Annotated in this window: 25 protein-coding genes and 1 pseudogene; 16 read left to right on the top strand and 10 right to left on the bottom strand. The window is 70.4% G+C overall.

Going from position 1 to position 26,052, the window contains the following annotated elements:
- From ABFX54_RS08415 to ABFX54_RS08385, 7 genes and pseudogenes are all read left to right on the top strand, one after another.
- Positions 1–426, top strand: a pseudogene (locus ABFX54_RS08415) (hypothetical protein); the annotation flags it as partial.
- Positions 427–469: 43 nt separating this feature from the next.
- The gene (locus ABFX54_RS08410; protein WP_346102890.1) at positions 470–1,366 is read left to right on the top strand and encodes a haloalkane dehalogenase; all 897 of its coding nucleotides are present in this window, start codon (positions 470–472) and stop codon (positions 1,364–1,366) included.
- 64 nt (positions 1,367–1,430) lie between these two features.
- Positions 1,431–3,782 (top strand): AAA family ATPase, encoded by a 2,352-nt coding sequence (locus ABFX54_RS08405; protein WP_346102888.1) that lies wholly within the window; start codon positions 1,431–1,433, stop codon positions 3,780–3,782.
- A 114-nt stretch (positions 3,783–3,896) separates the two neighbouring features.
- Positions 3,897–4,880, top strand: a complete 984-nt coding sequence (locus tag ABFX54_RS08400; RefSeq protein ID WP_346102901.1) for an ABC transporter permease — start codon at positions 3,897–3,899, stop codon at positions 4,878–4,880.
- Positions 4,880–5,791, top strand: a complete 912-nt coding sequence (locus ABFX54_RS08395) for an ABC transporter permease (protein WP_346102886.1) — start codon at positions 4,880–4,882, stop codon at positions 5,789–5,791. The genes ABFX54_RS08400 and ABFX54_RS08395 overlap by 1 nt, the downstream gene beginning before the upstream one ends.
- The gene (locus ABFX54_RS08390; protein ID WP_346102884.1) at positions 5,788–7,869 is read left to right on the top strand and encodes a dipeptide ABC transporter ATP-binding protein; all 2,082 of its coding nucleotides are present in this window, start codon (positions 5,788–5,790) and stop codon (positions 7,867–7,869) included. The genes ABFX54_RS08395 and ABFX54_RS08390 overlap by 4 nt, the downstream gene beginning before the upstream one ends.
- A 31-nt stretch (positions 7,870–7,900) precedes the next feature.
- Positions 7,901–9,595 carry an ABC transporter family substrate-binding protein gene (locus ABFX54_RS08385; RefSeq protein WP_346102882.1) on the top strand — a complete coding sequence of 565 codons (1,695 nt, stop codon included), beginning with the start codon at positions 7,901–7,903 and terminating at the stop codon, positions 9,593–9,595.
- Between the two features lie 84 nt (positions 9,596–9,679).
- Here ABFX54_RS08385 and ABFX54_RS08380 read toward each other — a convergent pair whose 3' ends face one another.
- On the bottom strand, positions 9,680–9,931 hold the full coding sequence (locus ABFX54_RS08380; protein ID WP_346102880.1) for a hypothetical protein: 252 nt from the start codon (positions 9,929–9,931) through the stop codon (positions 9,680–9,682).
- Positions 9,932–10,064: 133 nt separating this feature from the next.
- Positions 10,065–11,162: an MFS transporter gene (locus ABFX54_RS08375; RefSeq protein ID WP_346102878.1), complete on the bottom strand. Its 1,098-nt coding sequence runs from the start codon at positions 11,160–11,162 to the stop codon at positions 10,065–10,067.
- Between the two features lie 78 nt (positions 11,163–11,240).
- Between ABFX54_RS08375 and ABFX54_RS08370 the strand changes: the two genes are divergently transcribed.
- From ABFX54_RS08370 to ABFX54_RS08360, 3 genes are all read left to right on the top strand, one after another.
- Complete coding sequence (locus tag ABFX54_RS08370; RefSeq protein ID WP_346102877.1) at positions 11,241–11,690, top strand: hypothetical protein; 450 nt, start codon at positions 11,241–11,243, stop codon at positions 11,688–11,690.
- Positions 11,691–11,791: 101 nt separating this feature from the next.
- Positions 11,792–12,235 (top strand): carboxymuconolactone decarboxylase family protein, encoded by a 444-nt coding sequence (locus ABFX54_RS08365; RefSeq protein WP_346102875.1) that lies wholly within the window; start codon positions 11,792–11,794, stop codon positions 12,233–12,235.
- Between the two features lie 311 nt (positions 12,236–12,546).
- Positions 12,547–12,708 carry a hypothetical protein gene (locus ABFX54_RS08360; RefSeq protein ID WP_346102874.1) on the top strand — a complete coding sequence of 54 codons (162 nt, stop codon included), beginning with the start codon at positions 12,547–12,549 and terminating at the stop codon, positions 12,706–12,708.
- Positions 12,709–12,781: 73 nt separating this feature from the next.
- Here the strand turns inward: ABFX54_RS08360 and ABFX54_RS08355 are convergent, their stop codons facing one another.
- Together ABFX54_RS08355 and ABFX54_RS08350 are read right to left on the bottom strand one after the other, a co-directional pair.
- Positions 12,782–13,402: a pyridoxamine 5'-phosphate oxidase family protein gene (locus ABFX54_RS08355; protein WP_346102873.1), complete on the bottom strand. Its 621-nt coding sequence runs from the start codon at positions 13,400–13,402 to the stop codon at positions 12,782–12,784.
- 25 nt (positions 13,403–13,427) lie between these two features.
- Positions 13,428–13,955, bottom strand: coding sequence for a winged helix-turn-helix transcriptional regulator (locus ABFX54_RS08350; RefSeq protein WP_346102871.1), 528 nt, complete (start codon positions 13,953–13,955; stop codon positions 13,428–13,430).
- Between the two features lie 45 nt (positions 13,956–14,000).
- Here ABFX54_RS08350 and ABFX54_RS08345 point away from each other — a divergent pair, with 45 nt between their 5' ends.
- On the top strand, positions 14,001–15,344 hold the full coding sequence (locus ABFX54_RS08345) for an MFS transporter (protein WP_346102869.1): 1,344 nt from the start codon (positions 14,001–14,003) through the stop codon (positions 15,342–15,344).
- A gap of 40 nt (positions 15,345–15,384) precedes the next feature.
- Here the strand turns inward: ABFX54_RS08345 and ABFX54_RS08340 are convergent, their stop codons facing one another.
- Together ABFX54_RS08340 and ABFX54_RS08335 are read right to left on the bottom strand one after the other, a co-directional pair.
- Positions 15,385–16,470: a PrsW family intramembrane metalloprotease gene (locus ABFX54_RS08340; RefSeq protein ID WP_346102867.1), complete on the bottom strand. Its 1,086-nt coding sequence runs from the start codon at positions 16,468–16,470 to the stop codon at positions 15,385–15,387.
- A gap of 59 nt (positions 16,471–16,529) precedes the next feature.
- Complete coding sequence (locus ABFX54_RS08335) at positions 16,530–17,741, bottom strand: amidohydrolase (RefSeq protein ID WP_346102865.1); 1,212 nt, start codon at positions 17,739–17,741, stop codon at positions 16,530–16,532.
- Between the two features lie 37 nt (positions 17,742–17,778).
- Here ABFX54_RS08335 and ABFX54_RS08330 point away from each other — a divergent pair, with 37 nt between their 5' ends.
- The 3 genes from ABFX54_RS08330 to ABFX54_RS08320 all read left to right on the top strand — a co-directional run bounded on the left by ABFX54_RS08330 (position 17,779) and on the right by ABFX54_RS08320 (position 19,840).
- Positions 17,779–18,177: an ester cyclase gene (locus ABFX54_RS08330; protein WP_346102863.1), complete on the top strand. Its 399-nt coding sequence runs from the start codon at positions 17,779–17,781 to the stop codon at positions 18,175–18,177.
- 32 nt (positions 18,178–18,209) lie between these two features.
- Positions 18,210–18,731, top strand: a complete 522-nt coding sequence (locus ABFX54_RS08325) for a TIGR03618 family F420-dependent PPOX class oxidoreductase (protein WP_346102862.1) — start codon at positions 18,210–18,212, stop codon at positions 18,729–18,731.
- A 263-nt stretch (positions 18,732–18,994) separates the two neighbouring features.
- Positions 18,995–19,840 (top strand): glycerophosphodiester phosphodiesterase, encoded by an 846-nt coding sequence (locus tag ABFX54_RS08320; RefSeq protein ID WP_346102861.1) that lies wholly within the window; start codon positions 18,995–18,997, stop codon positions 19,838–19,840.
- Between the two features lie 14 nt (positions 19,841–19,854).
- Here the strand turns inward: ABFX54_RS08320 and ABFX54_RS08315 are convergent, their stop codons facing one another.
- Entirely contained in the window at positions 19,855–20,439 is a 585-nt protein-coding gene (locus ABFX54_RS08315) for a hypothetical protein (protein WP_346102860.1), read from the bottom strand.
- Positions 20,440–20,745: 306 nt separating this feature from the next.
- On the opposite strand from ABFX54_RS08315, the gene ABFX54_RS08310 reads away from it, so the two are divergent.
- The gene (locus ABFX54_RS08310; RefSeq protein WP_346102858.1) at positions 20,746–21,753 is read left to right on the top strand and encodes a leucine-rich repeat domain-containing protein; all 1,008 of its coding nucleotides are present in this window, start codon (positions 20,746–20,748) and stop codon (positions 21,751–21,753) included.
- 141 nt (positions 21,754–21,894) lie between these two features.
- Complete coding sequence (locus tag ABFX54_RS08305; protein WP_346102856.1) at positions 21,895–22,401, top strand: methylated-DNA--[protein]-cysteine S-methyltransferase; 507 nt, start codon at positions 21,895–21,897, stop codon at positions 22,399–22,401.
- Between the two features lie 17 nt (positions 22,402–22,418).
- Here ABFX54_RS08305 and ABFX54_RS08300 read toward each other — a convergent pair whose 3' ends face one another.
- The 3 genes from ABFX54_RS08300 to nrdR form a co-directional block, all read right to left on the bottom strand.
- Entirely contained in the window at positions 22,419–22,625 is a 207-nt protein-coding gene (locus ABFX54_RS08300) for a hypothetical protein (RefSeq protein WP_346102854.1), read from the bottom strand.
- 112 nt (positions 22,626–22,737) lie between these two features.
- Positions 22,738–25,560, bottom strand: a complete 2,823-nt coding sequence (locus ABFX54_RS08295) for a vitamin B12-dependent ribonucleotide reductase (protein ID WP_346102853.1) — start codon at positions 25,558–25,560, stop codon at positions 22,738–22,740.
- Entirely contained in the window at positions 25,557–26,012 is a 456-nt protein-coding gene (gene nrdR, locus ABFX54_RS08290; protein ID WP_090941385.1) for a transcriptional regulator NrdR, read from the bottom strand. Before nrdR ends, ABFX54_RS08295 begins: the two co-directional genes overlap by 4 nt.
- Positions 26,013–26,052 lie beyond the last annotated feature (40 nt).

Genomic DNA, 26,052 nt, shown 5'->3' with positions numbered 1-26,052 from the left:
GTCGTGTTCGTGGCGCGGGCCCTGCACGCGTGGTGGCGCGGGAGCCCGGGCCCGAGGCGGTCGTCGCTGCTCATGTGCGACCTGCCCATGGGCGCCGAGCCGTCGGTCGCGCTGGACTCCGAGGTGCGCCAGACCTTCTCCTACGCCCGCAGCATCGTGCTGGCCTACGGCGACGCGTACGGCCCCCGGGTCGCCGGGGCGGTGGCCTCGGTGACCTCGTCGGGCGAGCTGCGCCTCATCGCCGAGACCGAGGCGTGGCAGGCCATCGAGGACGACCCCCGGGTGGCGGTGTTCGCCTCCGACCCGCTCCAGCGGCGGTTCTGGGTCGAGGTGCGCGGGATCGCCCTGGCCGACTCCGACGTCATGCGCGTCACGCCGAAGCAGGTGCTGGTGGGCGAGTTCCCCGGCCGCCACCAGCGCCGCTGACCCGTTACTGGACGCGGCCGCACCCACGGTAGAACATTGTTCTATGGACATCCTGCGCACTCCGGAAGAGCGCTTCGCGGACCTGCCCGGCTTCCCCTACGAGCCCCGCCACGCCGAGGTCACCGGCGGCCCGCGCATGGCGTACGTGGAGGCGGGGCCGGAGGACGGCCCGCCCGTCGTGCTGCTGCACGGCGAGCCGAGCTGGTCGTTCCTCTACCGGCACGTCATGCGCGAGCTAGCCGAAGCCGGGCTGCGCGCGATCGCCCCCGACCTGATCGGCTTCGGCCGCTCGGACAAACCGGCCGACCCGGACGCGCACACCTACGCCGCGCACGTCGAGTGGACCCGCTCCCTGCTGTTCGACACGTTGAGGCTGAAGGACGTCACCATCGTCGGCCAGGACTGGGGCGGCCTCGTCGGGCTGCGCATCGCCGCCGAGCACCCCGCGCACATCGCCAGGATCGTGGCCGCCAACACGGGCTTGCCGACGGGTGACATTCCCATGCCCGACGTCTGGCACCGGTTCAGGGACGCCGTGCGCAAGGCTCCGGTGCTGGACGTCGCCCGCCTGGTCCAGGCCGGCTGCCGGACGAAGCTGCCGCCTGAGGTGCTGGCGGCCTACGACGCGCCGTTCCCCGACGAGTCGTACAAGGCGGGACCGCGCGCCATGCCGGGCCTCGTGCCGATCACGCCCGACGACCCGGCGGCGCCCGCCAACCGCGCTGCCTGGACGATCCTCACCACACTCGACCGGCCGTTCCTGGTGGCCTTCTCCGACGGAGATCCGATCACGGGAGGCATGGCGCCCGTTTTGCGGAAGAACATGCGCGGGGCGGCTGGCCTGCGACATCCCGTGATCAAGGGCGCGGGCCACTTCCTCCAGGAGGACGCGGGCGCGGAACTCGGCCGTCGGATAGCCGCTTTCGTGACCTCCGCCTAGCGTGTCAGGAGCGCCCAATCGTCGGTCTGGTGCGGTATAACCGGGGGCGGACCGGGGAGGCGTGATGCGTGAGTCCGACAGGGCCCAGGCCGCGGGGCGGGCCGCGGTGCGGGATCTGTTCGAGAAGGTTCGGCAGCGTTATTTCCAGATTCCCCCGGCCGTGCGCCGGGTGCTCTACGTGGCCGCGCTCGTGGCCGCCATGGGCCTGGGCGCCGCGCTCGGGTGGGATCTGCTCAAGACCTTCCCGCTCGTGCTGCTGCTGCTCGCGTTCGTCGCGCTGACCATGCGATATCCCAGGGCCGCCGCCACCGCGCTGGTCGTGGCGGGCTGGGCGGTGCTGGCGCTGGTGGCCTTCAGCACGCTGTTCGGCCCCGGCGCGCCGACCGTGCACCTGATGGTCTTCCTCGCCCTGCCCGTCGCCGGGGCGGCCCACCTCATCCGCTGGGTGACGCCGTGGGTGACCACGCTGATGGCGCTCGCCCCCGCCGGGCTGCTGGCCGCCGCCCTCTCTCCCGTCTCCGACCGGATCGCCGTCTGGGTGGCCTGCGCCGCCGCCGCGGCCGTCCTCGTCCACCGTTTCCTGCTCGCCCGCAGGGCCAAGGCCGCCAACGCCGCGGCCGAGGCGCAGCAGGTGCGGGTCAGGGTGCGCGAGGGCCGGCCCGACGCGCCCGGCGACAAGCAGGGCGCGCCGCCGCAGATCTCGGTCGAGGAGGCGCTCGGCGAGCTTGAGGCCATGATCGGGCTGGTGCCGGTCAAGGAGCAGGTACGCTCCATCGCCGCCTCCATCGAGGCCGGCCGCCTGCGTGCCGAGGCCGGCTACTCCACCGGCAGGCCCACCAGGCACTTCGTCTTCGTCGGCCCGCCCGGCACCGGCAAGACCAGCGTGGCCCGCGCGCTGGCCAAGATCTTCTACGCGTTCGGCCTGCTGGAGACCCCCTACGTGGTCGAGGCCCAGCGGGCCGACCTGGTGGGCGAGTTCCTGGGCGCGACCGCGATCAAGACCAACGAGCTGGTGGACCGGGCGCTGGGCGGTGTGCTGTTCATCGACGAGGCGTACGGGCTGATCAACTCCGCCGACGGGCAGCCCGACCGGTTCGGCGCCGAGGCCGTGCAGACGTTGCTCAAGCGGGCCGAGGACGACCGCGACCGGCTCATCATCATCCTGGCCGGCTACGAGCAGGAGATGGGCGCGTTCCTGTCCAGCAACCCCGGCCTGGCCAGCAGGTTCGCCACCCGGGTGCGCTTTCCCGGCTACTCCCCCGCCGAGCTGGTCGAGGTCACCGAGCTGCTGCAGCGGCGCAGGGGCGACACGATGGACGACGAGACCCGGCGGGTGCTGCTCGGCCTCTTCGACGACGTGCACCGCCGCGGCCTGATCGACGAGCTGGGCAACGCCCGCTTCGCCCGCAGCCTGGTCGAGGCCGCCGCGCAGGCCCGCGACGTGCGCGTGGTGGGCGCGGGCGGCACGCCGAGCACCCACGACCTGGTGACGACCACCACACCCGACGTGACCAAGGCGTTCGACGAGCTGACCGCGCGCTTCCGCGGCTACGTGGCCACGCCCACGCTGGAGGAGGCGCTGGCCGACCTCGACAGGATGGCCGGCCTGGCGCCGGTCAAGCGGCAGGTGCACGCCATCGCCGCCCAGCTCCAGGTGGCCAGGATGCGGCAGGAGCGAGGGCTGCCCACGCCGCAGCAGATGCGCCACTTCGTCTTCCTCGGCCCGCCCGGCACCGGCAAGACCACGGTGGCCCGGGTGCTGGGCCGCATCTTCGCCGCGCTCGGCCTGCTGGCCAGGCCCGACGTGGTCGAGGCGCACCGGGCCGACCTGGTCGGCCAGCATCTCGGCGCGACCGCGATCAAGACCAACGAGCTGGTGGACCGGGCGCTCGGCGGCGTGCTGTTCATCGACGAGGCCTACAGCCTGGTCAACCCCGGCTACCAGGGCGGCGACGCGTTCGGCGCCGAGGCCGTGCAGACCCTGCTCAAGCGGGCCGAGGACGACCGCGACCGGCTCGTCATCGTGCTGGCCGGCTACGAGCGCGAGATGGACGCCTTCCTGTCCAGCAACCCCGGCCTGGCCAGCCGCTTCAACCAGCGAGTGGGCTTTCCCAGCTACTCGCCCGGCGAGCTGTCGCAGATCGCGGTGCTGCTGGCGGAGAAGGCCGGCGACAGCTTCGACGACGAGGCGCTGCGCCGCCTGGACGAGGTCTTCACCTGGGTGTGCGAAGACCGGCTGATCGACGGCCTGGGCAACGGCCGCTTCGCCAGGTCGCTGTTCGAGCGGGCGGCCATGCGGCGCGACGTGCGCCTGGCCGCCCACACCTCGCGCGGCGGGTCGGCCAGCGCGGCCGATCTGACCACGATCACCAGTGAAGACGTCCGCACCGCCGTGGACGAGCTGTCCGGCCGCTGAGCTTCTTTGCCGCTTCCGTGCGCGGAGGCGCTCGCCTGGTGTAGCTATATGACTACGATGAGCCACGAGTCGGTGGCGCGTCGTACGTGCGGGGTGCGCGCAGGAGGTGGGGCGATGGCGGGGTTCCTGGCCCGCAGACTGCTCAACTACGCCGTGCTCGTCGCGCTGGCGGCCAGCCTCGCCTACCTCGTGGCGGCCACGGCTCTCGACCCGCGCTCCAACTACGCCGACCGCACGCCCAAGCCGCCGCCCGCCGCGGTCGACGCCCAGCTCGACGCGCTCAACCTCAACGACAAGGCCCCGCTGCTGCAGCGCTACGCCACGTGGGCCGGCGGCGTGCTGCGCGGCGACTTCGGCAAGACGGTCGCGGGCGCGCCGGTCGGCGAGGAGCTCAAGCGGCGGATGGGCGTGACGTTCCGCCTGGTCATCCTGGGCCTGCTCTGCGGCAGCCTGCTGGGGGTGGCCGTGGGGGCGCTGGCGGCGGTGCGGCAGTACGGGTGGTTCGACCGGCTCTCGGCCGGGCTGTCGTTCCTGGTGCTGGCCGTGCCGGTGGTCGTGCTGGCCAACATGCTGATCCTGCTGGCGGCGTGGGCCAACCAGAACGTGTTCGGCCGCCAGTTGCTGCTGGTCAGCGGCGAGTACAGCGACGGGCTGGCCACCGGATGGTGGGGCCAGGTGGTGGACCGGCTGCAGCACCTCGTGCTGCCGACGATCTCGCTGTCGGTGGGGCTGATCGCGGTCTTCAGCCGCTACCAGCGCAACATGATGCTCGACGTGCTCGGGGCCGACTTCGTCCGTACAGCCAGGGCCAAGGGGCTCAGCAGGCGCCGGGCGCTGACCCGGCACGCGCTGCGCACCGCGATGATCCCGGTCGTCACCTACTTCGCGTTCACGTTCGGGGCGCTGCTGACGGGGGCGACGTTCACCGAGAAGATCTTCGGCTGGCACGGCCTGGGCGAGCAGCTGATCGACTCGATCTTCGGCAACGACGTCAACACCGTCGCCGCCATCTCCCTGCTGGCCGCGGTCGCCGTGCTGCTCGCCGCCCTGGCCGCCGACCTGCTGCACGCCGCGCTCGACCCCAGGGTCCGGGCCTGATGGCGCTGTCCGAGGAGGAGCTGGCCGAGGACCTGACCATCGGCGCGCCGGTCAGGGCGCCGTCGCGGGCCCGGACGGTGGCCGGGCGCTTCTTCCGTTCCCCGCAGGGGGTGATCGGGTTCGCGGTGCTGGCGCTGATGTTCCTGCTGGCGTTCGCGGGGCCGCTGGTCAGCCCGTGGACCTACACGGACAAGGACTTCACCGCGTTCATGCAGCCGCCGTCGGCGCGCCACTGGTTCGGAACGCTCCAGACGGGCTCCGACGTCTTCGCGGTGACGCTGCGCGGCATGCAGAAGTCGCTGGCCGTGGGACTGCTGGCGGCACTGGTGTCCACGGCGCTGGCGGCGGTCGTGGGGGCGTTCGCCGGCTACTTCCTGGGCTGGACCGACCGGGTGCTGAGCTGGGTGACGGACCTGCTGCTGGTCCTGCCGGCGTTCCTGGTCCTGGCGATCATGTCGCCGCTGTTCGGCTCGGGGCAGTGGCCGCTGTTCGTGATCATGCTGGCGCTGTTCCTGTGGATGGTCACCTCCAAGATCGTGCGCGGGATGGCGATCTCGCTGCGGCAGCGGGAGTTCGTCCAGGCCGCCCGCTACATGGGCGTTCCGCCGGTGCGGATCGTCTTCCGGCACGTGATCCCCAACCTGTCGTCGCTGCTGATCGTGGACGCCACGCTCAACGTCAGCAGCGCGATCCTGACCGAGACCTCGCTGTCGTACTTCGGCTTCGGCATCCAGCCGCCCGACGTGTCGTTCGGGACGCTGATCGCCGAGGGCTCCCTGACGGCCGTGTACGCGCCGTGGACGTTCTGGTTCGTGGCCGGGCTGCTGGTGGTCACCGTGCTCGCGGTCAACCTCGTCGGCGACGCGCTGCGCGACGCCTTCGACCCGTCCTCGGCGAAGGGGGCGCGATGAGCGCGGTCCGCGGTGAGGGGGCCGCGCCGAGCCCGGTCCGCGGTGAGGGCGCCGCGACGCGGCCGGTGCTTGAGGTCAGCGACCTGACCGTGTCGTTCGGCGACGTCCACGCCGTGCGCGGGGTGAGCTACTCCGTACGTCCCGGCGAGGTCCTCGGCATCGTCGGCGAGTCGGGCTCGGGCAAGTCGGTCACCTCGGCGGCCGTGATGGGGCTGCTGCCGCCGGGGGCGCGCGTCACCGGCTCGGTACGCCTGCACGGTCAGGAGCTGATCGGCGCCCCGGAGCGCCGGCTGAACGCCGTCCGCGGCAGGTCCATGTCGATGGTGTTCCAGGACCCGCTCTCCGCGCTCACCCCGGTCTACCGGGTGGGCGACCAGATCGCCGAGGCCGTACGCGTGCACCAGCGGGTCAGCAGGGAGAGCGCCCTGGTCAAGGCCGTCGAGCTGCTCGACCTCGTCGGCATCCCCCACCCCTCCGAGCGGGCGCTGGCCTTCCCGCACGAGTTCTCCGGCGGCATGCGCCAGCGCGTGGTGATCGCGATGGCCATCGCCAACGACCCCGACGTGATCATCTGCGACGAGCCGACCACGGCGCTCGACGTCACCATCCAGGCGCAGGTGCTGGAGGTGCTGAAGCGGGCGCAGGCCAAGACCGGGGCGGCGATCGTCATGATCACGCACGACCTCGGGGTGGTGGCCGGGTTCGCGGACCGGGTGCTGGTGATGTACGCCGGCCGGCCGGTCGAGGTGGGCGACGTGGACGACATCTACTACCGGACGCGGATGCCGTACACGGTGGGCCTGCTCGGCTCGATCCCGCGGGTCGACCGGGGCGCGCGGCAGCCGCTCGTGCCCATCGAGGGCAACCCGCCGTCGCCGGCGGCGCTGCCGCCCGGCTGCCCGTTCGCGCCGCGCTGCCCGATGCGGATCGACGCGTGCGACGAGAGCGAGCCGCCGCTGGCCGAGGTCGCCGGCGGGCATCGGGCCGCGTGCATCCGCTGGGAGGAGGTGGGACCGCGCGAGCCGGCCGCGCCCGAGGCCCCCGGCGGGCTCCCGCTGCTGCGGGTGCGCGGGGAGCGGACCGTGCTGGAGGTCAGCAACCTCGTCAAGGAATATCCGCTGCTCAGGGGGGCGGTGTTCAAGCGCAGGGTCGGCACGGTGCACGCGGTGGCGGGCGTCAGCTTCGACCTGCGGCAGGGCGAGACGCTGGGCCTGGTCGGCGAGTCGGGCAGCGGCAAGACGACCACGCTGACTCAGATCCTGGAGCTGGCCCCGCCGCAGGAGGGCAGCGTCGTCGTGCTCGGCCACGACACCGCGCGCCTGCGCCGCTCCGAGCGCACGGAGATCAGGCGCGACATGCAGGTCGTCTTCCAGGATCCGCTCGCGGCGCTCGACCCGCGCATGACCGTGCACGACATCCTGGCCGAGCCGCTGCGCACCCACGGCCGGCCCGACGCGGGGCGGCGGGTGCGTGAGCTGCTGGCCCTGGTCGGGCTCGACCCCTCCCACGCCGCCCGCTATCCGCAGGACTTCTCCGGCGGGCAGCGGCAGCGCATCGGCATCGCCAGGGCGCTCGCGCTGGAGCCGCGGCTGCTGGTGCTGGACGAGCCGGTCTCGGCGCTCGACGTGTCGATCCAGGCCGGGGTGATCAACCTGCTCGACTCGCTGCGGGCCAGGCTCGGGCTGTCCTACCTGTTCGTGGCGCACGACCTGGCCGTGGTGCGGCACATCGCGGACCGGGTGGCGGTGATGTACCTGGGCAGGATCGCCGAGATCGGCCAGGTCGACGCCGTCTACGACGCTCCCGCGCATCCGTACACGCAGGCGCTGCTGTCGGCGATCCCGCTGCCCGATCCGGTACGCGAGCGCTCCCGCGCGCGCATCCTGCTCGAAGGCGACCTGCCCAGCCCGGCCCACCCTCCGACGGGCTGCCGATTCCGCACCAGGTGCCCCAAGTTCCGTGCCGAGCTCACCGACGCCGAGCGCGAGCTGTGCGTCGGCGTCGAGCCCGAGGTGCGGCTGCTGGGGGCGGACCAGGGGGCGGCCTGCCACTACGCAGACAGGCGCGAAGTCGTGTAGACCTCGCTCGATCCAGGAGGAAATCCGCTCGATGAAAGCATCACGTCTAGTCGTGTCCGCCGCGGTGACGGGCTCGCTGCTGCTGGCGGGCTGCGGAAACGTCCGGGGAGGCGGTTCCGGGCTCCAGGACAGCCCTGGGGACGAGCGTACGATCAGGGCCTTCGACATCAACCCGCAGCCGCGCGAGAACGTCAAGGACGGCGGGACGCTGCGCTGGGGCATCAACGAGTTCCCCACGCAGTGGAACAGGAACCAGGTCGACGGCAACCTGGCGATGGCGGCCGTGGTCAGCAACGCGCTGCTGCCCTCGCCGTTCGTGTCGGACGAGAAGGCCGAGATCTCGATCGACCGCGACTACGTGCTCAGCGCCGAGGTGAGCGACCAGCGGCCCAAGCAGGTGGTGACGTACACGCTCAACCCGAAGGCGAAGTGGTCCGACGGCAAGCCGATCACGTGGGCCGACTACGAGGCGCAGTGGCGGGCGCTCAGCGGGCGCGATCCGGCCTACCGCATCGCCTCCTCCACCGGCTACCAGGACATCGAGAAGGTGGCGCGGGGCAAGGACGACTTCGAGGTGGTGGTGACGTTCGGCAAGCCGTTCGGTGACTGGCAGGCGCTGTTCGGGCCGCTGCTGCCGGCCTCGACCAACCGCAGCGCGCAGGCGTTCAACGACGCCTGGGTGAACAAGATCCCGGTGACGGCGGGGCCGTTCAAGTTCGGCGGCTTCGACCAGACGGCCAAGACGATCACGCTGGTACGGGACGACGCCTGGTGGGGCAACCGCGCCAAACTGGACAAGATCATCTATCGTGCGTCGGAGCAGGACTCGCTGATCGGCGCGTTCGGCAACGGTGAGCTCGACATCATCGACGTGGGCCCGTCCGCGCCCGGCTACGCCCGCGCCAAGTCCACCGTGGGTGCCCAGGTGCGGCAGGCCGCCGGGCCCGACTTCCGCCACTTCACCTTCAACGGCGCGAGCGAACTGCTGAAGGACCGCGAGGTCCGCCAGGCCGTGCAGCTCGGCATCAACCGCCAGGCCATCGCCCAGTCCGACCTCCAGGGCCTCGACTGGCCGATCACGCTGCTGAACAACCACTTCTTCATGAACACCCAGGAGGGCTACCAGGACAACGCAGGAGCCCTCGGCGCCTACAACCCCGAGCGGGCCAAGCAGTTGCTGGACGCGGCCGGCTGGAAGCTGCACGGATCGGTCAGGCAGAAGAACGGCGAGCCGCTCGACCTGCGGTTCGTGGTGCCGTCGGGGGTGCAGATCAGCAAGGCCGAGGGTGAGCTGGCGCAGAGCATGCTGGCCCAGATCGGGGTCAAGCTCACCATCAAGGCCGTGCCCAGCGACGACTTCTTCAGCAAGTACGTCATCCCCGGCAACTTCGACATCACGCCCTTCGCCTACATCGGCACGCCCTTCCCCGTCTCCAGCAGCTACGCGATCTACGCGAAGGCGGAGGACGGCAAGTCCTGGAACGCGAACTTCGGGCGTACCGGCTCGGCCGAGATCGACCAGGCCATGAGCCGCGCCGCGCAGAGCCTCGACCCCGTCAGGGCCCGCGCGGCGACGAACGCGGCCGACGCGCTGCTCTGGAAGGAGGTGAACGTGCTGCCGCTGTACCAGCGACCGCAGAACGTGGCCGTGCGGGAGACGCTGGCCAACGTGGGGGCGCGCGGCTTCTTCGACCTCCGGTACGAGGACATCGGCTTCACCCGCTGAACCTGCGGGCCGCGCGCGGGCGGGGTGACTTTCACCGCACCGCGCGCGGTGTTCATGACGCGGCCTTCAGGACGCGGTGTCCGGTCAGGACGAGGTGCCGGCCATGACGCGGTCGACGATGCCGCTGTCGCCTTCCTGGCGGGCGCAGTGCGCGCAGCAGTACCAGTGCTCGCCGGCCTGCACGCCGTGCCCGATGACCTTCGTGCCGCAGTGCTCGCAGATGGGCGCCATGCCCTCGATCGCGCACTGGAAGCAGTCGAAGGTGTGCACCGCTCCCTGCGCGTGCACCTCGAACGCCATGTCATAGTCGTTGCCGCAGGTCTCGCAGACAGCCATGATGATCCCCTCATACAGTCGATCCGCCCGGAGGACTACCCGATTCCGGGGTTGTTTTGCCCCAAGAAACGGCCATATTCCGCTGCTCGTCCAGGCCGGCGGCGCTCGACAGCGGATTCGCCGCCTGCCGGCGTCAGCGGCGTTCGACGGCGGAGCGGGCCACCAGCGGCAGGCCCAGCAGTCCCAGCGCGGCCAGCGCGGCGGGCAGGCCGAGCCCGCCGCTCAGCCCGGCCACGAGCAGCGGGCTGAGCACGAAACCCGTGTACGAGAGCGTGGACACCCCCCACACCATCGTGCCGCTGGAGTCGTCGGCCGCCGCCCGGCTGAGCAGGGCGGGCACCATCGGCCCGAGGGCCAGCCCGGTCACCGCGAACCCGGCCAGCGAGACCGCCACGCCGCCGCCGAGCGCCGCCAGGGCGATGCCGGCGCCGCCCCCGAGCCCGGCCACCAGGTAGAGCGCCCTGAGCGACGTCCTGGGCAGCGCCTGCACGATCAGCCGGCCCGCCGTCAGCGCCGCCATGTAGACCGAGGGGGCGGCGCTGGCGACCAGCGGCGTGGCGTCCCTGTGCTCCTCCAGGAGCAGGACCGACCACTGCTCGACCGAGTTCTCGATGATCAGGACACAGGCGGCCAGCGCCCCCAGCACGATCACCGTGCCCCACAGCTTGCGCCGGTCCGTCCCGGTGGCGGATGGTTCCGGCAGACCGTGGCCCAGGCGCAGCGCGAACGGGGTCAGCGCCGTGGCGGCCACGAGCAGGGCGACGACGACCAGCACCGTGCCGGCGCCGAGGCCGTACGAGCGGGCCAGGCCGGTGAGCGGGGCCGCCGCGATGACCGCGACCGGAAAGGCGGCGTGCACCGGCTGGAAGAGCCGGCGCCCGCTCTCCCGCTCGGCGCGGCCGGTGGCCAGGTTCAGCGCGATGTCGAGGGCGCCGCTGAACGCGCCGACCAGCAGCAGCGCCAGCGCGAGCTGCCAGGCGGTGCCGGCCAGGCCGATGACGGCGACGGAGAGCGCGAACAGGCCCGTGGTCGTCATCAGGGCGGCCCGCTCCCTGCCCCTGGCCAGCCGCCCGGTCAGCGCCATCGCGGGCAGGGCCCCGACCGGTACGGCGCTGAGCGCCAGCCCCAGCTCACCCGCCGAGATCCCCAGCTCCAGCTTGACGGCGGGCAGCAGGGCCGACCACGACCCCCAGAACACGCCCCACACCGCACAGACCGCGATCAGCGGCATTTACCGGCACCCCTTGATATTTCGGTCAAGTCGCAGTAAAGATCGTCCTTGCCTTTATTACCCTTTGAAGGGACGCTCGTGCTTCTCCGTACGGTCATCGCCGCCAGCCTGGTCGCCGCCGGGATCGCCGCCACCCCCTCCGCCGCGTACGCCGCCTCGGCCGCGTACAGCCCGGAACGGGTCTGCGGCAAGGGCTTCAAGCGGGTCGAGGACGGCCACCGGGCGATGAGGACCTCCAGAGGAGCCGTGTTCGGGCACGTGTACCTGATGTATAGCAAGCGCAGCGGCAAGAACTGCGTCGCCGCGATCAAGACGAGGTACACCGGCACCCGCACGCTCACCGGCGCCTCCATCGAGGTCAGGGGCGGCGGCCGGAGCGAGGATCAGCAGAAGTACCGCTACTACGCCGAGACCGGGCACATCCAGGGCGCCTGGAAGTGCGTGCGCTACGCCGGCTGGACCCGCGATCCGCGCGGCAGGATCGAGGCGTCGGGCGGGCGCGCGCACTGGGGCAACTGCCGCGGCTGATCAGGGGTAGGGGTCGGGGAACGAACCTTTTTCGCCGGAGCCGTCACAACGGGACGCGCTGTCCTGTCCCAGCTGGCACCGACGAGAATACGGAGGTTCCCATGAGCCAGAGGCTTGACGTCTCCAAGCACGTTCCCGAGATCTACCGCCACTTCTTCGCGGTGGAGAAGCTGCTGCACGACAGCGAGCTGCCCGCGGCTACGCTGGAACTGGTCAAGCTGCGGGCCAGCCAGATCAACGGCTGCGCCTACTGCGTGGACATGCACAGCAGAGACATGAAGAAGTCCGGCGAGAGCGACGAGCGGCTCTGGATGGTGGCGGCGTGGCGCGAGGCCACGGTGTTCACCCCGGCCGAGCGGGCGGCGCTGGCGCTGACGGAGGAGGCGACCAGGATCGCCGACCGCGCCGTCGTCGCCGACGACGTGTGGCGGCGCGCGGCCGAGTTCTACAGCGAGGAGCAGCTCGCGGTGCTGGTCGTGGCCATCGCCATGATCAACACGTGGAACCGGATCAACGTGACCGCGCGGGTCGCGCCGCCCGTGTGAACCCAGCCGAGTCCGCAGAAATGCATTGAGCGGACGCCCGGGCCCGGTTAGGTTGACGCGCATGGCGGGTGCGGACCCCGCCCGCCATGCCGTCGCCCGGACGGAAGGGGGAGCTCCATGAAACGCGTCAGAGTCAGGAAGCAGGCCGCGAGGCGACGCCGCCGGCTGACGGCCGAGCTGGATCTGCGTACGCCGTCCGGCCGCAATCTTCCCTACTGAGGTGCTCCTTACACCGAACTTACGGGGGTATCTGTAGATAACATAGGTAACAAGAACATCACGGGGGGCTCACGATGAACAGGCTTGTGGCAGTGCCGCCACACATCGCCAGGCACAAGATCCGCGACATCCGCTCGGTGGATCGCCGCAAGCGACCCGCAGAATCCGCGCCGGCCGACCCGGTGATCGATCTGCGTGCCTACGCGGGCAGAAACGTCATCCGCTTCCCCGGCGGCCCCACGCCGGCCGCCTGAGAACGCGGTGACGCGCCGACGCTGAGGACGCGGACGCTGAGGACGCGGACGCTGAAGACGTAAAGACGCGCCGTCAGCCGTACAGGCGCTTGGCGTACGTCTCGCCGTAGTAGCTTTCGAGCTCTTCGAGGCTCTCTTCCACCTTCTGCGTCTCCTTGACCAGCCTGGCCTGGGACGGCAGCGTGTCGGTGGTCCAGCTCTCCGGCTTCCACAGCGACGAGCGCATGAACGCCTTGGCGCAGTGGAAGAAGATCTGCTCGATCTCGACCACGAGCGCCAGGTCCGGCCGGTGCCCCTTGACGATCAGCTCGTCGAAGAACGGCGCCTCGCGCACGAGCCGGGCCCGGCCGTTGATCCGCAGCGTCTCGTTGCGGCCGGGGATCAGGAAGATCAGCCCGACGTGCGGATTCCTCAGGACGTTGAGGAATCCGTCCGCCCTGCGGTTGCCGGGGCGGTCCGGGATCGCGATCGTGGTGTCGTCGATGACGTGCGCGAACCCCGCCGGATCACCCTTGGGCGAGACGTCGCAGGTGCCGTCGGCGCCGGACGTGGCGATGAGGCAGAACGGCGAGGCCGCCAGCCACTCCCGGTCGCGCTCGTGCAGGAGCATCCGTTCCTTGGTCGCGGCCCTCGGCATGACCTCGCCGAGCAGCTCGCGCAACTCGGCCTCCGACTCGATCTCCGCCCAGCTCATGCGATCTCCATTCGGGGTGTTGAGCCTATTTTGTCAGGAGTGGGGTCAGCAGCCGATGGGGTTTTCGCAGGGCGAGACTCACCTGGTCCTGCCGCGTGTCGTCGCGCAGCCCGGGCCCGGGGCGGACCTCGATCTCCTCGATCGGCACACTCCTGCCGCAGGCGGCGCAGAACGACACGTCGTCGAGCCTGGTGCCGCAGGACACGTGGTGGTACAGCCGGCGGGGGCCGTTGGCGGCGAGGTGGCGCTCGCCCCACGCGCCCAGTGACAGCACGGGGATCCAGAGCCCGCGCCCGACCGGGGTCAGGACGTATTCGTCGCGCGGAGGCGCGTCCTGGTAGCGGCGTCGTTCGAGGACGCCGGCCGCGACGAGCGCCGACAGCCGCTGGGACAGCACGGCCTTGGGGATGTCGAGGTGGGCCTGGAAGTCGCCGAAGCGGCGCACGCCGTACATGGCGTCGCGGACCACGAGCAGCGTCCACCGCTCGCCGATCACTTCCAGGGCACTGGCCAGTGAGCAGTCCTGGCCGTCGTAGTTCTTGCCGAGCGCCATGAGCCCATGTTAGTTCATTCACCGAACCGTGGTAGCGTGCGCGCTATGAGTTCAGTGACCGAACCGACAATCGCGCCTCCGTACACGCTGGCCGTGGCCTCGTCGGCGCCGCTGCTGGTGATGGCCTCTTTCACGCTGCCGATGGTGACGCTGCCGCAGATCTCCCGATCGCTCGGCGCCGGTCCGACGGGGCCCGTGTGGATCCTGGGCTCCATCGCGCTCGGGCTCGCCTCGCTGCTGCTGGTCGCCGGCGGTCTGGCCGACGACTACGGGCGGCGGCGGGTGCTGGTGACGGGCACGGGCGTGCTGGCCGCCTCCAGCGTGGCGGCGGCGCTGAGCACGAGCATCGCCGAGTTCGTGCTGGCCAGGCTGGTGCAGGGCGGGGCGAGCGCGGCGATGCTGGCCGCCAGCCTCGGCATCGTGGGGCACGCCTATCCGGCGGGGTCCGAGCGGGTGCGGGCCACCGGCCGCTACGGGGCCATGATCGGGCTGGGCACCCTGGCGGGGCCGCTCGTGTCGGGGCTGGGGTATTCGGTGATGAGCTGGCGGGCGACGTACTGGCTGATGGGGTTGGCCGCGCTGCTGCTGACGCTCGTCTCGGCCCGGGTGCTGCGGGAGTCGGGCGGGATGGTGCCGCGCAGGTTCGACCTGCCCGGGGTGGTGCTGCTCAGCCTGGGCATCGCGGCGCTGGTCGCGGGGGTGACCGAGGGCCGTGTGGGGTGGTCGCGGCCGGTCGTGCCGGTGGCGTTCGCCCTGGCCGCGGCGCTGATCGCGGCGTTCGTGGCGGTGGAGCGGCGGCGGCGGGAGCCGCTGCTGGACCTGCGGCTGTTCGGACGGGCGGAGTTCCTGGTGGCGACCGCGGGCGCGCTGGTGGTGGGGGTGGCCATCGTCGGGCTGATCGGCTATCTGCCGACCGTGCTGGAGGCGGCCCACGGGCTGACGCCGCTGGACGCGGGGTTGCTGCTGAGCGTCTGGGCGGGGCTGTCGTTCGTGTCGTCGCTGCTGGCCAGGCACGTACGGCTGGGCACGGCCGCCCGGCTGGCCCTCGGCTTCGGGCTCAGCGCGGCCGGGTTCACGGGGCTGCTGGCCACGGGCGCGTCGCTGTCACTGCCGCTGGTCGTCGCCGGGCTGGCCGTCAGCGGCGTGGGCTCGGGGCTGATCAACTCCTCGATCACCCACCTGGCCATCGAGAGCGTGCCCGCGCACCGGGTCTCCATGGGGTCGGGGGCCAGCAACACCGCCAGGTCCTTCGGCTCCTCGCTGGGGTCGGCCGGGATGGCGGCGTCCGTCGGGGGCTTCGGGCTCGCGCAGGGAACGGCCGTCGCGGTGGGGGCCTGCGTGGCGCTCACGGGCGTCGCCGCCCTCGCCGCCCTGCGGGTCCGCTCGTAAGAGCGTCACCCGCCGCCGTCCCCGTTCGCTCCCGGGAGCGTCACCAGCGGCGGGCCTGGGCCATCGCGCCGAGGAGGGCGTCGCGTTCCAGCGCGAACCTGCGCGGGTCCATCCCCTGGCGCTCGGCCCGCAGGTGCAGCAGGGTCAGCTCGGTCGCCGCCTGCTGGTAGTCGCCCATCGCCCGGCCGAGCCCCGCTCCCCTGGCCCACTTGCGGGCCGCCTTGCGCGCGGGCAGCGTGGTCAGCATCCGGACGTCGGCGTCGGTGACCAGCCCGGTCTGCTGGTAGGCGGGCAGGTAGTAGGCCATCCTGGCGACGAGGTGGCGGCGTTCGACCACGGTCACGACGATGAGCAGCACCAGCGCCGCCATGATCACCAGGTAGGCCGCGCCCAGCCAGGACAGCGAGTTGGTGGTGGCGGCGCCGTTCCAGAGTCCGTGCAGGAAGACCGCGGCGCAGTAGCCGAGCGGGATCGCGGCGTACCTGAACGCCGTGCGCCGGGTCAGCGCGTACGCGACGCCGAGCCCGATCATCGAGGTGTAGATCGGATGGCCGAGCGGGTCGATCAGCCCACGCAGCACGAAGAGCTGCACCGCGCCGCCCGCGCCGTCCTCCCCGAACGCGAGCAGGTAGTAGCCCACGTTCTCCACGGCCGCGAAGCCGAGGCCGGCCATGGAGGCGTAGACGATGCCGTCGGTCAGGCCGTCGATCTCGACCCTGCGGCGCAGCAGGAGCAGCAGCGCCGAGCCCTTCAGCGCCTCCTCGATCACCGGCGCCAGCACGACGGTGCCGATGTTCTCGACCGCGGACGACGTGTAGCCGGCCCGCAGGAACAGCTGCTGGCCGGCCAGCGTCAGCGCGATCCCCGCGACGATGGCCACCCCCGCTCCCCACGCGAAGGCGAAGGCGAGGTTGAGCTTCGGCTCGGGTTCGAGCCGGTCGAGCGAGAGCACGGCCGCGAGCAGCACCGGCAGCGGCGCCACGGCCAGCAGCGCGGACAGGCCGAACCCGACGGGACCGCCGGAGAGCAGCATGACGGCCAGCACGATCAGGGCGAGGACGCCGGAGACGACCAGTCCGATCAGCAGGGCCTTACTGGGACGCTGAACGAGCGACGGAGCAGTCATGGTGGTGCCTCTTTTCCCTTCGGCTCCGCCCACTATGCGTGCCGCGTATCTACAGCCGCTTAACGATCGCTTGATTCGCGGTAGTACGGGTCCGCGACCACGGGCTCACCCTCGGTGTACGCATACACCTCCCGGCCGGAGACGAATACTCTCAGCGCTCGGCTCATGACGTCCAGCGGATCGCCCGACCAGATGACCACGTCCCCGTCGAGCCCCGGCCGCAGCGCGCCGACCCGGTCGTCCAGGCCCATGATCCGGGCCGGGTTCACGGTGATCGAGCGCAGCGCCTCGTCGCGGTCGAGCCCTTCCTTGACCGCCAGCGTGGCCTGGTGGACGAGGAAGTGGATGGGCACGACGGGATGGTCGGTGGTGATCGCCACCTCGACCCCGGCGCGGGCCAGGATGCCCGGGTTGCGCAGGCTGCGCTGCCGCAGCTCCACCTTCGACCGGCTGGTGAACAGCGGGCCGATGATCACCGGCACGTTCCGCTCGGCCAGCGTGTCGGCCAGCAGGTGCCCCTCCGTACCGTGGTTGATCACCAGGCGGTAGCCGAACTCGCCGGCCAGCCTGAGCGCGGTGGCGATGTCGTCGGCGCGGTGGGTGTGCTGGCACCACGGCAGCTCGCCGTCCAGCACGCGGACCAGGACCTCCAGCGTGCCGTCCCGGTCGAACGGCTTGCCCTCCGCCTCGGCGGCCGACCTCTTGGCCTTGTAGTCCTGCGCCTTCATGAACGCGTCGCGGATCACGGCGGCCACGCCCTGGCGGGTGGACGGCAGCTTCTTCTGGTCGCCGTACACGCGCTTGGGGTTCTCGCCGAGCGCGCTCTTGACGCTCACCGGCTCCCGCAGCAGCATCTCGTCCACGGACCTGCCCCAGCACTTGATCGCGACCGTCTGGCCGCCGATCGGGTTGCCGGAACCCGGCTTGATCACGGCGGTCGTCACACCGCCCGACAGCGCGTCGCCGAAGGCCAGGTCGGCCGGGTTGATCGCGTCGAGCGCGCGCAGGCGGGCGCCGTTGGGGTCGGTCATCTCGTTGGTGTCCTGACCGGCCCAGCCCTCGGCCTCCTCGTAGACGCCGAGGTGTCCGTGGGCCTCCACGAAGCCGGGCAGCACCCAGCCGCCCGCGGCGTCGACGACCGCGGTCCCCTCGGGCACCCGCACGTCCCGGCCGACCGCGGTGATCTTCCCGTCCCGGATGAGGACGGTTCCGCCGTCGATGGGGTCGCCGTCGACGGGTACGACATATCCGCTGGTGATAGCAAGATTCATGACTCGTAACCTATCGGGGAGCGGGTAGCGGGCCATCATGACCTCACAGCTGTACCGACGATGGCTGCTGGAACTCTGGAACGGCGACTTCGGCCTGGCCCGCGAACTGGTCACCCCCGGATTCACCGGCCACTGGCCCGGCATGGAGGTGTCGGGGCCGGAAGGGCTGGTCGAGGCGCTGGAGCAAGCGCACGCACCGTTCGCCGACGTCGAGATCAGCCTGGACGTGGGACCGATCACGGACGGCGACCTGGTGTCGGCGAGGTGGACCTTCGGCGGGACGTACCGGGGCGGGCTGCCCGGCGCGACGGCGGCGGAGGGGACCAGGATCGCCTTCAGCGGGCACGACATCCTGCGGGCTGAGGGCGGCAGGTTCGCCGAGTACTGGGTGATCTCCGATGCCCAGACCTTCATGCGACAGCTCGGTATAGGTTGATAATTCCTGATTTCTGAGCGCGAGGGTGGTGCATGTCCTCCGAGATCCACGGCCCCGGCGCCGGCCCGGCCCCACGGCCGCTGGGGGACGAGGAGCTGACGGGCCTGCTGGCCAAGCAGCAGTTCGGCGCGCTGTCCACCAACCAGGGCAGCGGGGACCCGCAGATGTCCACCGTGCTCTACACCTGGGACCCCGAGCAGCGCGTGGTACGGATCTCCACCAAGGCCGACCGGCCCAAAGTCCGCCAGCTGCACAAGGACCCGCGCTGCGCGCTCTACGTGGCAAGCGACGACTTCTGGTCGTACGCCGTGGCGGAGGGCCAGGCGGAGTTGTCGCCGGTGACCGCGGAGCCGGGTGACGAGGTGGGCCTCGAACTGCTGGCCATGCGGCCGGCGTTCGCCGCACCCGCCGACGCGCAGACGTTCCTGCGGCAGATGGTGGCGGACCGGCGCCTGGTGATCAGACTCAGAGTCTCGAACCTGTACGGCACCGCGCTGTCGGGCCTGCCTGGCCAGCCCGGCCTTCCTGGTCTGTCCGGCTTGTCCGGCGGGTGAGGCCACGGCGAGCGTAGCCGCCCACCTGATCGCCGACCTCCCGCCCCATCCTGGCAGCACCGCACGTACCGAATGCCCGGCGCGTCGAACACCCGCCTGTTGAATGCCCGAGCGTCGGATGCCCGCGCGTCAAAGCCCACCTGTCGGATGCTCGCGTGTCGAATGCTCACCCGCAGGGCATCCCAGGGCTACTCTTCTCTCAACTTCAAGTCACGAGACTTTGTCATCGTCGAGTCCTTGTCTCTCCCCAGTTGAGGAGACCCATGTTCAGGCGACTCGCCGTCACCGTCTCGACCTCCCTCACCCTCCTGACCACCGCCACGGCCCCGCCCGCTCACGCGGAGAGCACCACTTTCGCGGACACTCCCACCATCGTGGCCCACCGCGGCGCCTCCGCCTACGCCCCCGAGAACACCATCGCCGCCTTGGAACTGGCCGCCACGATGGACGCCGACATGTTCGAGCTCGACGTCCAGGAGACCAAGGACCACCAACTGGTCCTGATGCACGACACGACCCTGACCAGGACGACCGACGCCGAACAGGTCTTCCCCGGCCTGTCACCCTGGAACGTCGGCGACCTCACCCTCGCCCAGATCCGCCGCCTGGACGCCGGCTCGTGGCTGTCCGGCGAGTACGACGGCGAGCGCGTCCCCACCCTCGCCGAGGCCCTGCGCGCGATGAGCGGCTCCGGGCTCGGGCTGCTGCTCGAAGTCAAGTCACCCGGCCTCTACCCCGGCATCGAGGCCCGCATCGCCGACGAACTGCGGCGTTCCCCCTGGTGGCTGGAGCCGGGACGGCTGGTGGTGCAGTCGTTCGACTGGGATTCGATGCGCACCTTCGACCGGCTGCTGCCCGGCACGCCGATCGGCCTGCTCGGCACACCGTCCACCGGGCAACTGCCCGCTCTGGCCAGGTTCGCCGACCACATCAACCCGCCGTACACCACAGTCACGGCCGCGTACGTGCGCCGCGTCCACTCCCTCGGCATGGACGTCCTCACCTGGACCGTCGACAGCCCCGCGACCATGCGCCTCATGCTCTCCCACGGGGTGGACGGCATCATCACCAACAGACCGGACGTCCTCCACGACCTGATCGCCGCCTGACGATCACCCACGCATCACGGCGTGCGACCGGCGACCTGGGCCGACGTGCGGGCCCGATCCCACGCCCACCGCAACGCAACCCAGAACACCACCGCATACCCGCCGAACATCCCCAGCAGCACCACCATCAACGCCTGCTCCGGCAGCCCGGTCGCGTCCATGGCGTAATCGATCACGGCCACGTAGTCGCGTTCGGCCCAGTGCCAGATCACGTACACGAAGAGCTGCGACAACGGGCTGACCACGAACGCGGTCACCGCCACCGTCACCAGCACCCGCCAAACCCGATCAGCCCCAGTCTGACCACGCCACCCCTGATCACTTCCAGCCCGGCCCCGGCGGCCCCGGCCATTGATGCTCCGGGCCGCCAGCAGCCCGATAGCCGTCCACGCCACCACCTGCGTAGCCACCACACCGGAGACAGCAACCAGAACATTGCCCCACGGATCCGGCGCATCCCTGTGGTAGTCGACGCAACAGTCCAGCCCGACGATCATGTCCTCGTTGCCGATCGACCAGGCCACCGCCACCATCGCCAGCCGATGCACCCCGTACAACAGCACCCCGAACCCCACGGCGAGAACCGCGATCCGCCTCATAAGTCGGAGCATGACCGACACACCCCACCCGATCCAGTCGCTGCAGCGCGCGTAGGGTGTCGCGTGATGATCACACAACCACATGAGCCGCCGTACATCACGGCCTTGCGGCCCAAGTTGGCGACAACGTCGAAAGCGCGGGCATGGCAGGCCGTACGAGAGCTGGCCCGGCATCCGGCGCCCGCCGGTCAGGCGCGTACGGCGCTTACGCTGGCCGGCCAGTTCGCGGCCGAGCTGACCTCGCCGCACACCGACAAGCTGCTGAAGCTGTGGCCGGAGTCGACCGATCCCGAGGTATTCGCGGAGTTGGTGCTGGCGCCCGCGTTCGTGCGCGAAGGGCGTACTGAGTTGACGTTGACCAAGGTCGCTTCCGTGCCTGGCCTGCGCCACTTGACCGCTCTGCGCTCCTTACGCTTCGAACGCTGCCGGAACCTGTCCGACCTCTCCGAGCTCGCCGGGCTGACTGACCTGACGGAACTCGACCTGAGCGGCTGCGTGTCGGTCGCCGACGTGCGGCCGCTGGCCGGTCTGACCGCATTGAGCAGCCTCGACCTGCAAGGCTGCTCCCTGGTGTCGGACATCTCCCCGCTGATGGGGCTGCACGAGCTGCGCACCCTGGACCTCATGGGAACCTCGGTGGCGAGCCTCGACGGCATCGCGGAGGGCATGCCCCGGCTGCAGGACCTCAACCTGCAGTCCTGCCGCGCTCTCCGGGACATCGCGCCCTTGTCGGGTCTGCGGCATCTGACCGCGTTGTGGCTCAGCGGCAGCCCGAACCTGAACGGTCTCGACGGCTTGGGCCACCATCCGCATGTGACCTCGCTCGGCGCACCGACCTGCCCGCTCACCGATCTGGGCGCGTTGTCCCACCTGCCGGCGCTGACCGAGATCACCATCTTCAAGCGTAACCGGCTCACCTCGCTGAACGGGCTCGAAGGGCATCCGTCGATCAGCGCGATCCATCTGGTCGAGACCGAACGCCTCAAGGACTGTTCCGCCCTGGCCACCATGCCCGTCCTTCGCGAGCTGAGCCTCCACCGGCTGCATCACCTGACCGATTTATCCGCCTTCAGCGGGCTGGCGCACCTGGAGCGGCTCGTCATCCACCAGGGCCGGGGGTTGCGCAGCCTGGGCACGATCGAGCTTCCGGCGCTGCGCTCCTTGAGCCTGTACGGCTGCGAGTCCTTGACGAATCTCGGCGACCTGTCCGGACTGCCGGCGCTGTCCAAGGTGTTGATCCAGGACTGTCCGAAGCTGCCCGCCACCACGGCCGCCGACCTCGTGGCCTCGGGCATGGAGGCGCATCAGCACTGAGCGGGAAGTCGCCCGCCCAGCCATGATGATCACGTCCGATTTCCGCCAGCCGAGACACCCTGCCCCGGCGATGCTGGAAGCGTGGGAACGGAAGCGATGTCACTGACAACCCCTCGCCGTCGCGGAACGAAGGGAGGCACGATGCCCCTGACCGGACACAGGACCCACACGGTGGTGGACAGCCCCGTCGGCCCGCTCACCCTCGTCGCGATCGACGGAACCCTCACGGGCCTCTACATGCGCCGCCAGCGTCACCGCCCTCCCGAGGAGACCTTCGGCGTGCCGGACCCGGAACCGTTCACCGAGGTCGTCACCCAGCTCCGGGCCTACTTCGAGGGCCGCCTGACCAGCTTCGACCTGCCCATGGTCTTCAACGGCACCCCGTTCCAGCAACAGGTCTGGACGGCCCTGCGAGAGATCCCGTACGGCGAGACGATCAGCTACGCCCAGCTCGCCGACCGCATCGGCCGCCCGACCGCCGCCCGGGCCGTGGGCCTGGCCAACGGCAGGAATCCGATCGGCATCATCGTCCCCTGCCACCGCGTCGTGGGCTCCACCGGCGACCTCACCGGCTACGGCGGCGGCCTGCCCACCAAACGCCACCTCCTCGCCTTCGAAGCCGGCACCCTCGACTCCACCCTCTTCTGACCCGCCCTCTTCACCGATCACGAGTGATCGAGGACCGCCCCCATCCGCCATGCGCGCAACTGATCGTCATCACTCAGACTGATCAACCACACGACTCCCCAGTTCTCACGGTGCCGGGGCACGTCGAGCAAGCGATCCTGCCAGTCCTCCGCGTACTCGCGTAGCCCTTCGACCATCTCCGCGATGGCCTGATCAAGGGTCGAACCATCGGCGCCCATCGGCATATCGCTGCTCGTGTGCCGTGCATCGACCGTCGGCCGAAGCGCGAGGGGCAGGGAGCCGCGGAAATCCGAGCTCCCTGCCCCCGACCAGGCGTTCTCGCCTACGCCACCAAGGTCAGCTGCAGCCGCTGGTCGAGCCGCAGCCCTCGCAGACGTAGCAGCTGCCCGCCGGTCGCATCTTCGTGCCGCACGTCATGCACAGCGGCGCGTCGGCCGTGAAGCGCTGGTGGCTCTCCAGGGTCAGCTCCTGGACCGGCCGCTCCTCCGTCTTCGGCTGGGCGGCCTCGATCGGTGCCGACTGGGCCAGGGTTTCCCGGTCCATCGTCTCCTGCAGCGCCGCCGGGTCCTCGCCGCGCTGCTGCGCGGCGCGTTCGGCCGCCGAGAAGATGCCCAGCGCCGCCCGCTCGTCGTAGGGCAGGTGGTCGAGCGCCAGGCGGCGGAAGATGTAGTCCATCACCGAAGTGGCCATCCGGATGTCCGGGTCGTCGGTCATCCCGGCCGGCTCGAAGCGCATGTTGACGAACTTGCTCATGTACGTCTCCAGCGGCACCCCGTACTGGAGCCCGATCGAGATCGCCACCGAGAAGGCGTCCATGACGCCCGCGAGCGTCGAGCCCTGCTTGGACATCTTGAGGAAGACCTCGCCGAGCCCGTCGTCGGGGTAGGACGAGGCGGTCATGTAACCCTTGGCGCCGCCGACCGTGAAGCGGGTGGTCATGCTCGGCCGCTGGTTGGGCATGCGGCGCCGGGTCGGCCGGTTGACCTCGATGACCTTGACCTCGGGCTCCTGCGGCTGCGCCTCCTTGACCTCCTGCTTCTTGGAGCCGTCGCCGGCCGACAGCGGCTGGCCCACCTTGCAGTTGTCGCGGTAGACGGCCAGCGCCTTGAGGCCGAGCTTCCAGCCCTCCAGGTAAACCTGCTCGATGTCGTCGATGGTGGCCGATTCGGGCAGGTTGACCGTCTTGGAGATGGCTCCGGACAGGAACGGCTGCGTGGCCGCCATCATGCGCACGTGGCCCATGGGCGCGATGGCGCGTTCGCCCATGGCGCAGTCGAACACCTCGTAGTGCTCGCGGCGCAGGCCGGGCGCGTCGACGACGTGGCTGTGCTCGCCGATGTACTCGACGATGGCCTCGATCTGCTCCTGCTGGTAGCCGAGCTGCTTGAGCGCGCGCGGGATCGTCTGGTTGACGATCTGCATGGACCCGCCGCCGACGAGCTTCTTGAACTTGACCAGCGCCAGGTCCGGCTCGATGCCGGTGGTGTCGCAGTCCATCATGAGGCCGATCGTGCCGGTGGGCGCGAGCAGGCTGGCCTGGGCGTTGCGGTAGCCGTTCTTCTCGCCCAGCTTGAGGCACTCCGACCACTGCCGGGACGCCTCGTTGTGGATCTTCGCGTCCATGCCGCCGACCGTGCGCAGGTCGTCGTTGGCCGCGGCGTGCTTGCGCATGACGCGCTTGTGCGGCTCGGCGTTGCGGGCATATCCGTCGTACGGGCCCACGACCGCGGCCAGCTCGGCGCTGCGCCGGTAGGACACACCGGTCATCAGGGACGTGATCGCCGCCGCCACGGCCCGGCCGCCGTCGGAGTCGTACGCGTGCCCGGTCGCCATGAGCAGCGCGCCCAGGTTCGCGTAACCGATGCCGAGCTGCCGGTACGCCCGCGACGTCTCGCCGATCTTCTCCGTGGGGAAGTCGGCGAACGTGATCGAGATGTCCATCGCGGTGATGATCAGCTCGGTCAGCTTGACGAAGTCGGCGATGTTGAAGGTGTTGTCGTCCTTCAGGAACTTCAGCAGGTTGATGCTGGCCAGGTTGCAGGAGGAGTTGTCCAGGTGGACGTATTCGCTGCACGGGTTGCTGGCCGTGATCCGCCCCGTCTCGGGGGTGGTGTGCCAGTCGTTGATCGTGTCGTCGTACTGCACACCCGGGTCGGCGCACTCCCAGGCGGCCTTGGCCATCTTGCGGAACAGGTCCTTGGCGTCGATCTTCTCGATGACCTCGCCGGTCAGGCGGGCCCGCAGGCCGAAGTCGCCACCCTGCTCCACCGCGCGCATGAACTCGTCGGACACGCGCACGGAGTTGTTGGCGTTCTGGTACTGGACGCTGACGATGTCCTTGCCGCCGAGGTCCATGTCGAACCCGGCGTCCCGCAGCGCGCGGACCTTGTCCTCTTCGCGCGCCTTGGTCTCGATGAACTCCTCGATGTCGGGGTGGTCGACGTCGAGCACGACCATCTTGGCCGCCCGGCGCGTGGCGCCGCCCGACTTGATCGTCCCGGCCGAGGCGTCGGCGCCGCGCATGAACGACACCGGCCCGCTGGCCGTGCCGCCGCTGCTGAGCAACTCCTTCGACGAACGGATCCGCGACAGGTTGACCCCCGACCCGGAGCCGCCCTTGAAGATCACGCCCTCTTCCTTGTACCACTCCAGGATCGACTCCATCTGGTCGTCCACGGAGAGGATGAAACACGCGCTGACCTGCTGCGGCGACTGCGTGCCCACGTTGAACCAGACCGGCGAGTTGAACGCGAACACCTGGTGCGCCAGGGCGTGCTTCAACTCGTGGTCGAAGATCTCGGCATCCTCTTCAGAGGCGAAGTAGCCGTGCTCGACGCCGGTCCTGGTGTAGACGCCGACGACCCGGTCGATCAGCTGCTTCAGGCTCCACTCGCGCTGCGGCGTGCCCACGGCGCCGCGGAAGTATTTCGTCGTCACGATGTTGGCCGCGTTGACCGACCAGAACTCGGGGAACTCGACGCCTCGCTGCTCAAAATTGATCGAGCCGTCGCGCCAGTTCGTCATGACGACGTCGCGGCGCTCCCACTGGATTTCGTCATACGGGTGCACACCGGGCTTGGTGAAGATCCTCTTCATCTTCAGTCCCTTGCGCGGACGCTTACCCCCGCGCGCGACTGAACCGCTGGCCGTCTCCGTCATGACTCCCCCTTCTCCGCCTTCAACTGTGAGATCTCGGCCTCGAAGTCCGCCAGGCTCTCGAAACCGCGATATACCGATGCGAACCGCAGGTAGGCCACCTCGTCGAGCTCCCGCAGCGGGCCCAGGATGGCCAGGCCCACCTCGTTGGAGGGGATCTCGGCCGCGCCCTTGGCCCTGATGGCCTCCTCTACCCGCTGCCCGAGCTGCGCCAGCGAATCCTCGCTGACCGGCCTGCCCTGGCACGCCCGCCGCACGCCCGCGACGACCTTGTCCCGCGAGAACGGTTCCGTCACTCCGCTGCGCTTGCTCACCATGAGCAGTACGGTCTCCTGCGTGGTGAACCTGCGCCCGCATTCGGGACAGGTGCGCCGGCGCCGGATGGCCGCGCCGTCGTCCGTGGAGCGGCTGTCGATGACCCTGGTGTCAGGGTGGCGACAGAACGGACAGTGCACGCTTTTCGCCTCCAAGACCTGCGGCCACCACACGCGCCCT

The organism is Nonomuraea maheshkhaliensis (assembly GCF_039529435.1).
GTDB classification, from domain to species: domain Bacteria; phylum Actinomycetota; class Actinomycetes; order Streptosporangiales; family Streptosporangiaceae; genus Nonomuraea; species Nonomuraea maheshkhaliensis.
This window is presented reverse-complemented; position numbering and strand designations above follow the sequence as displayed.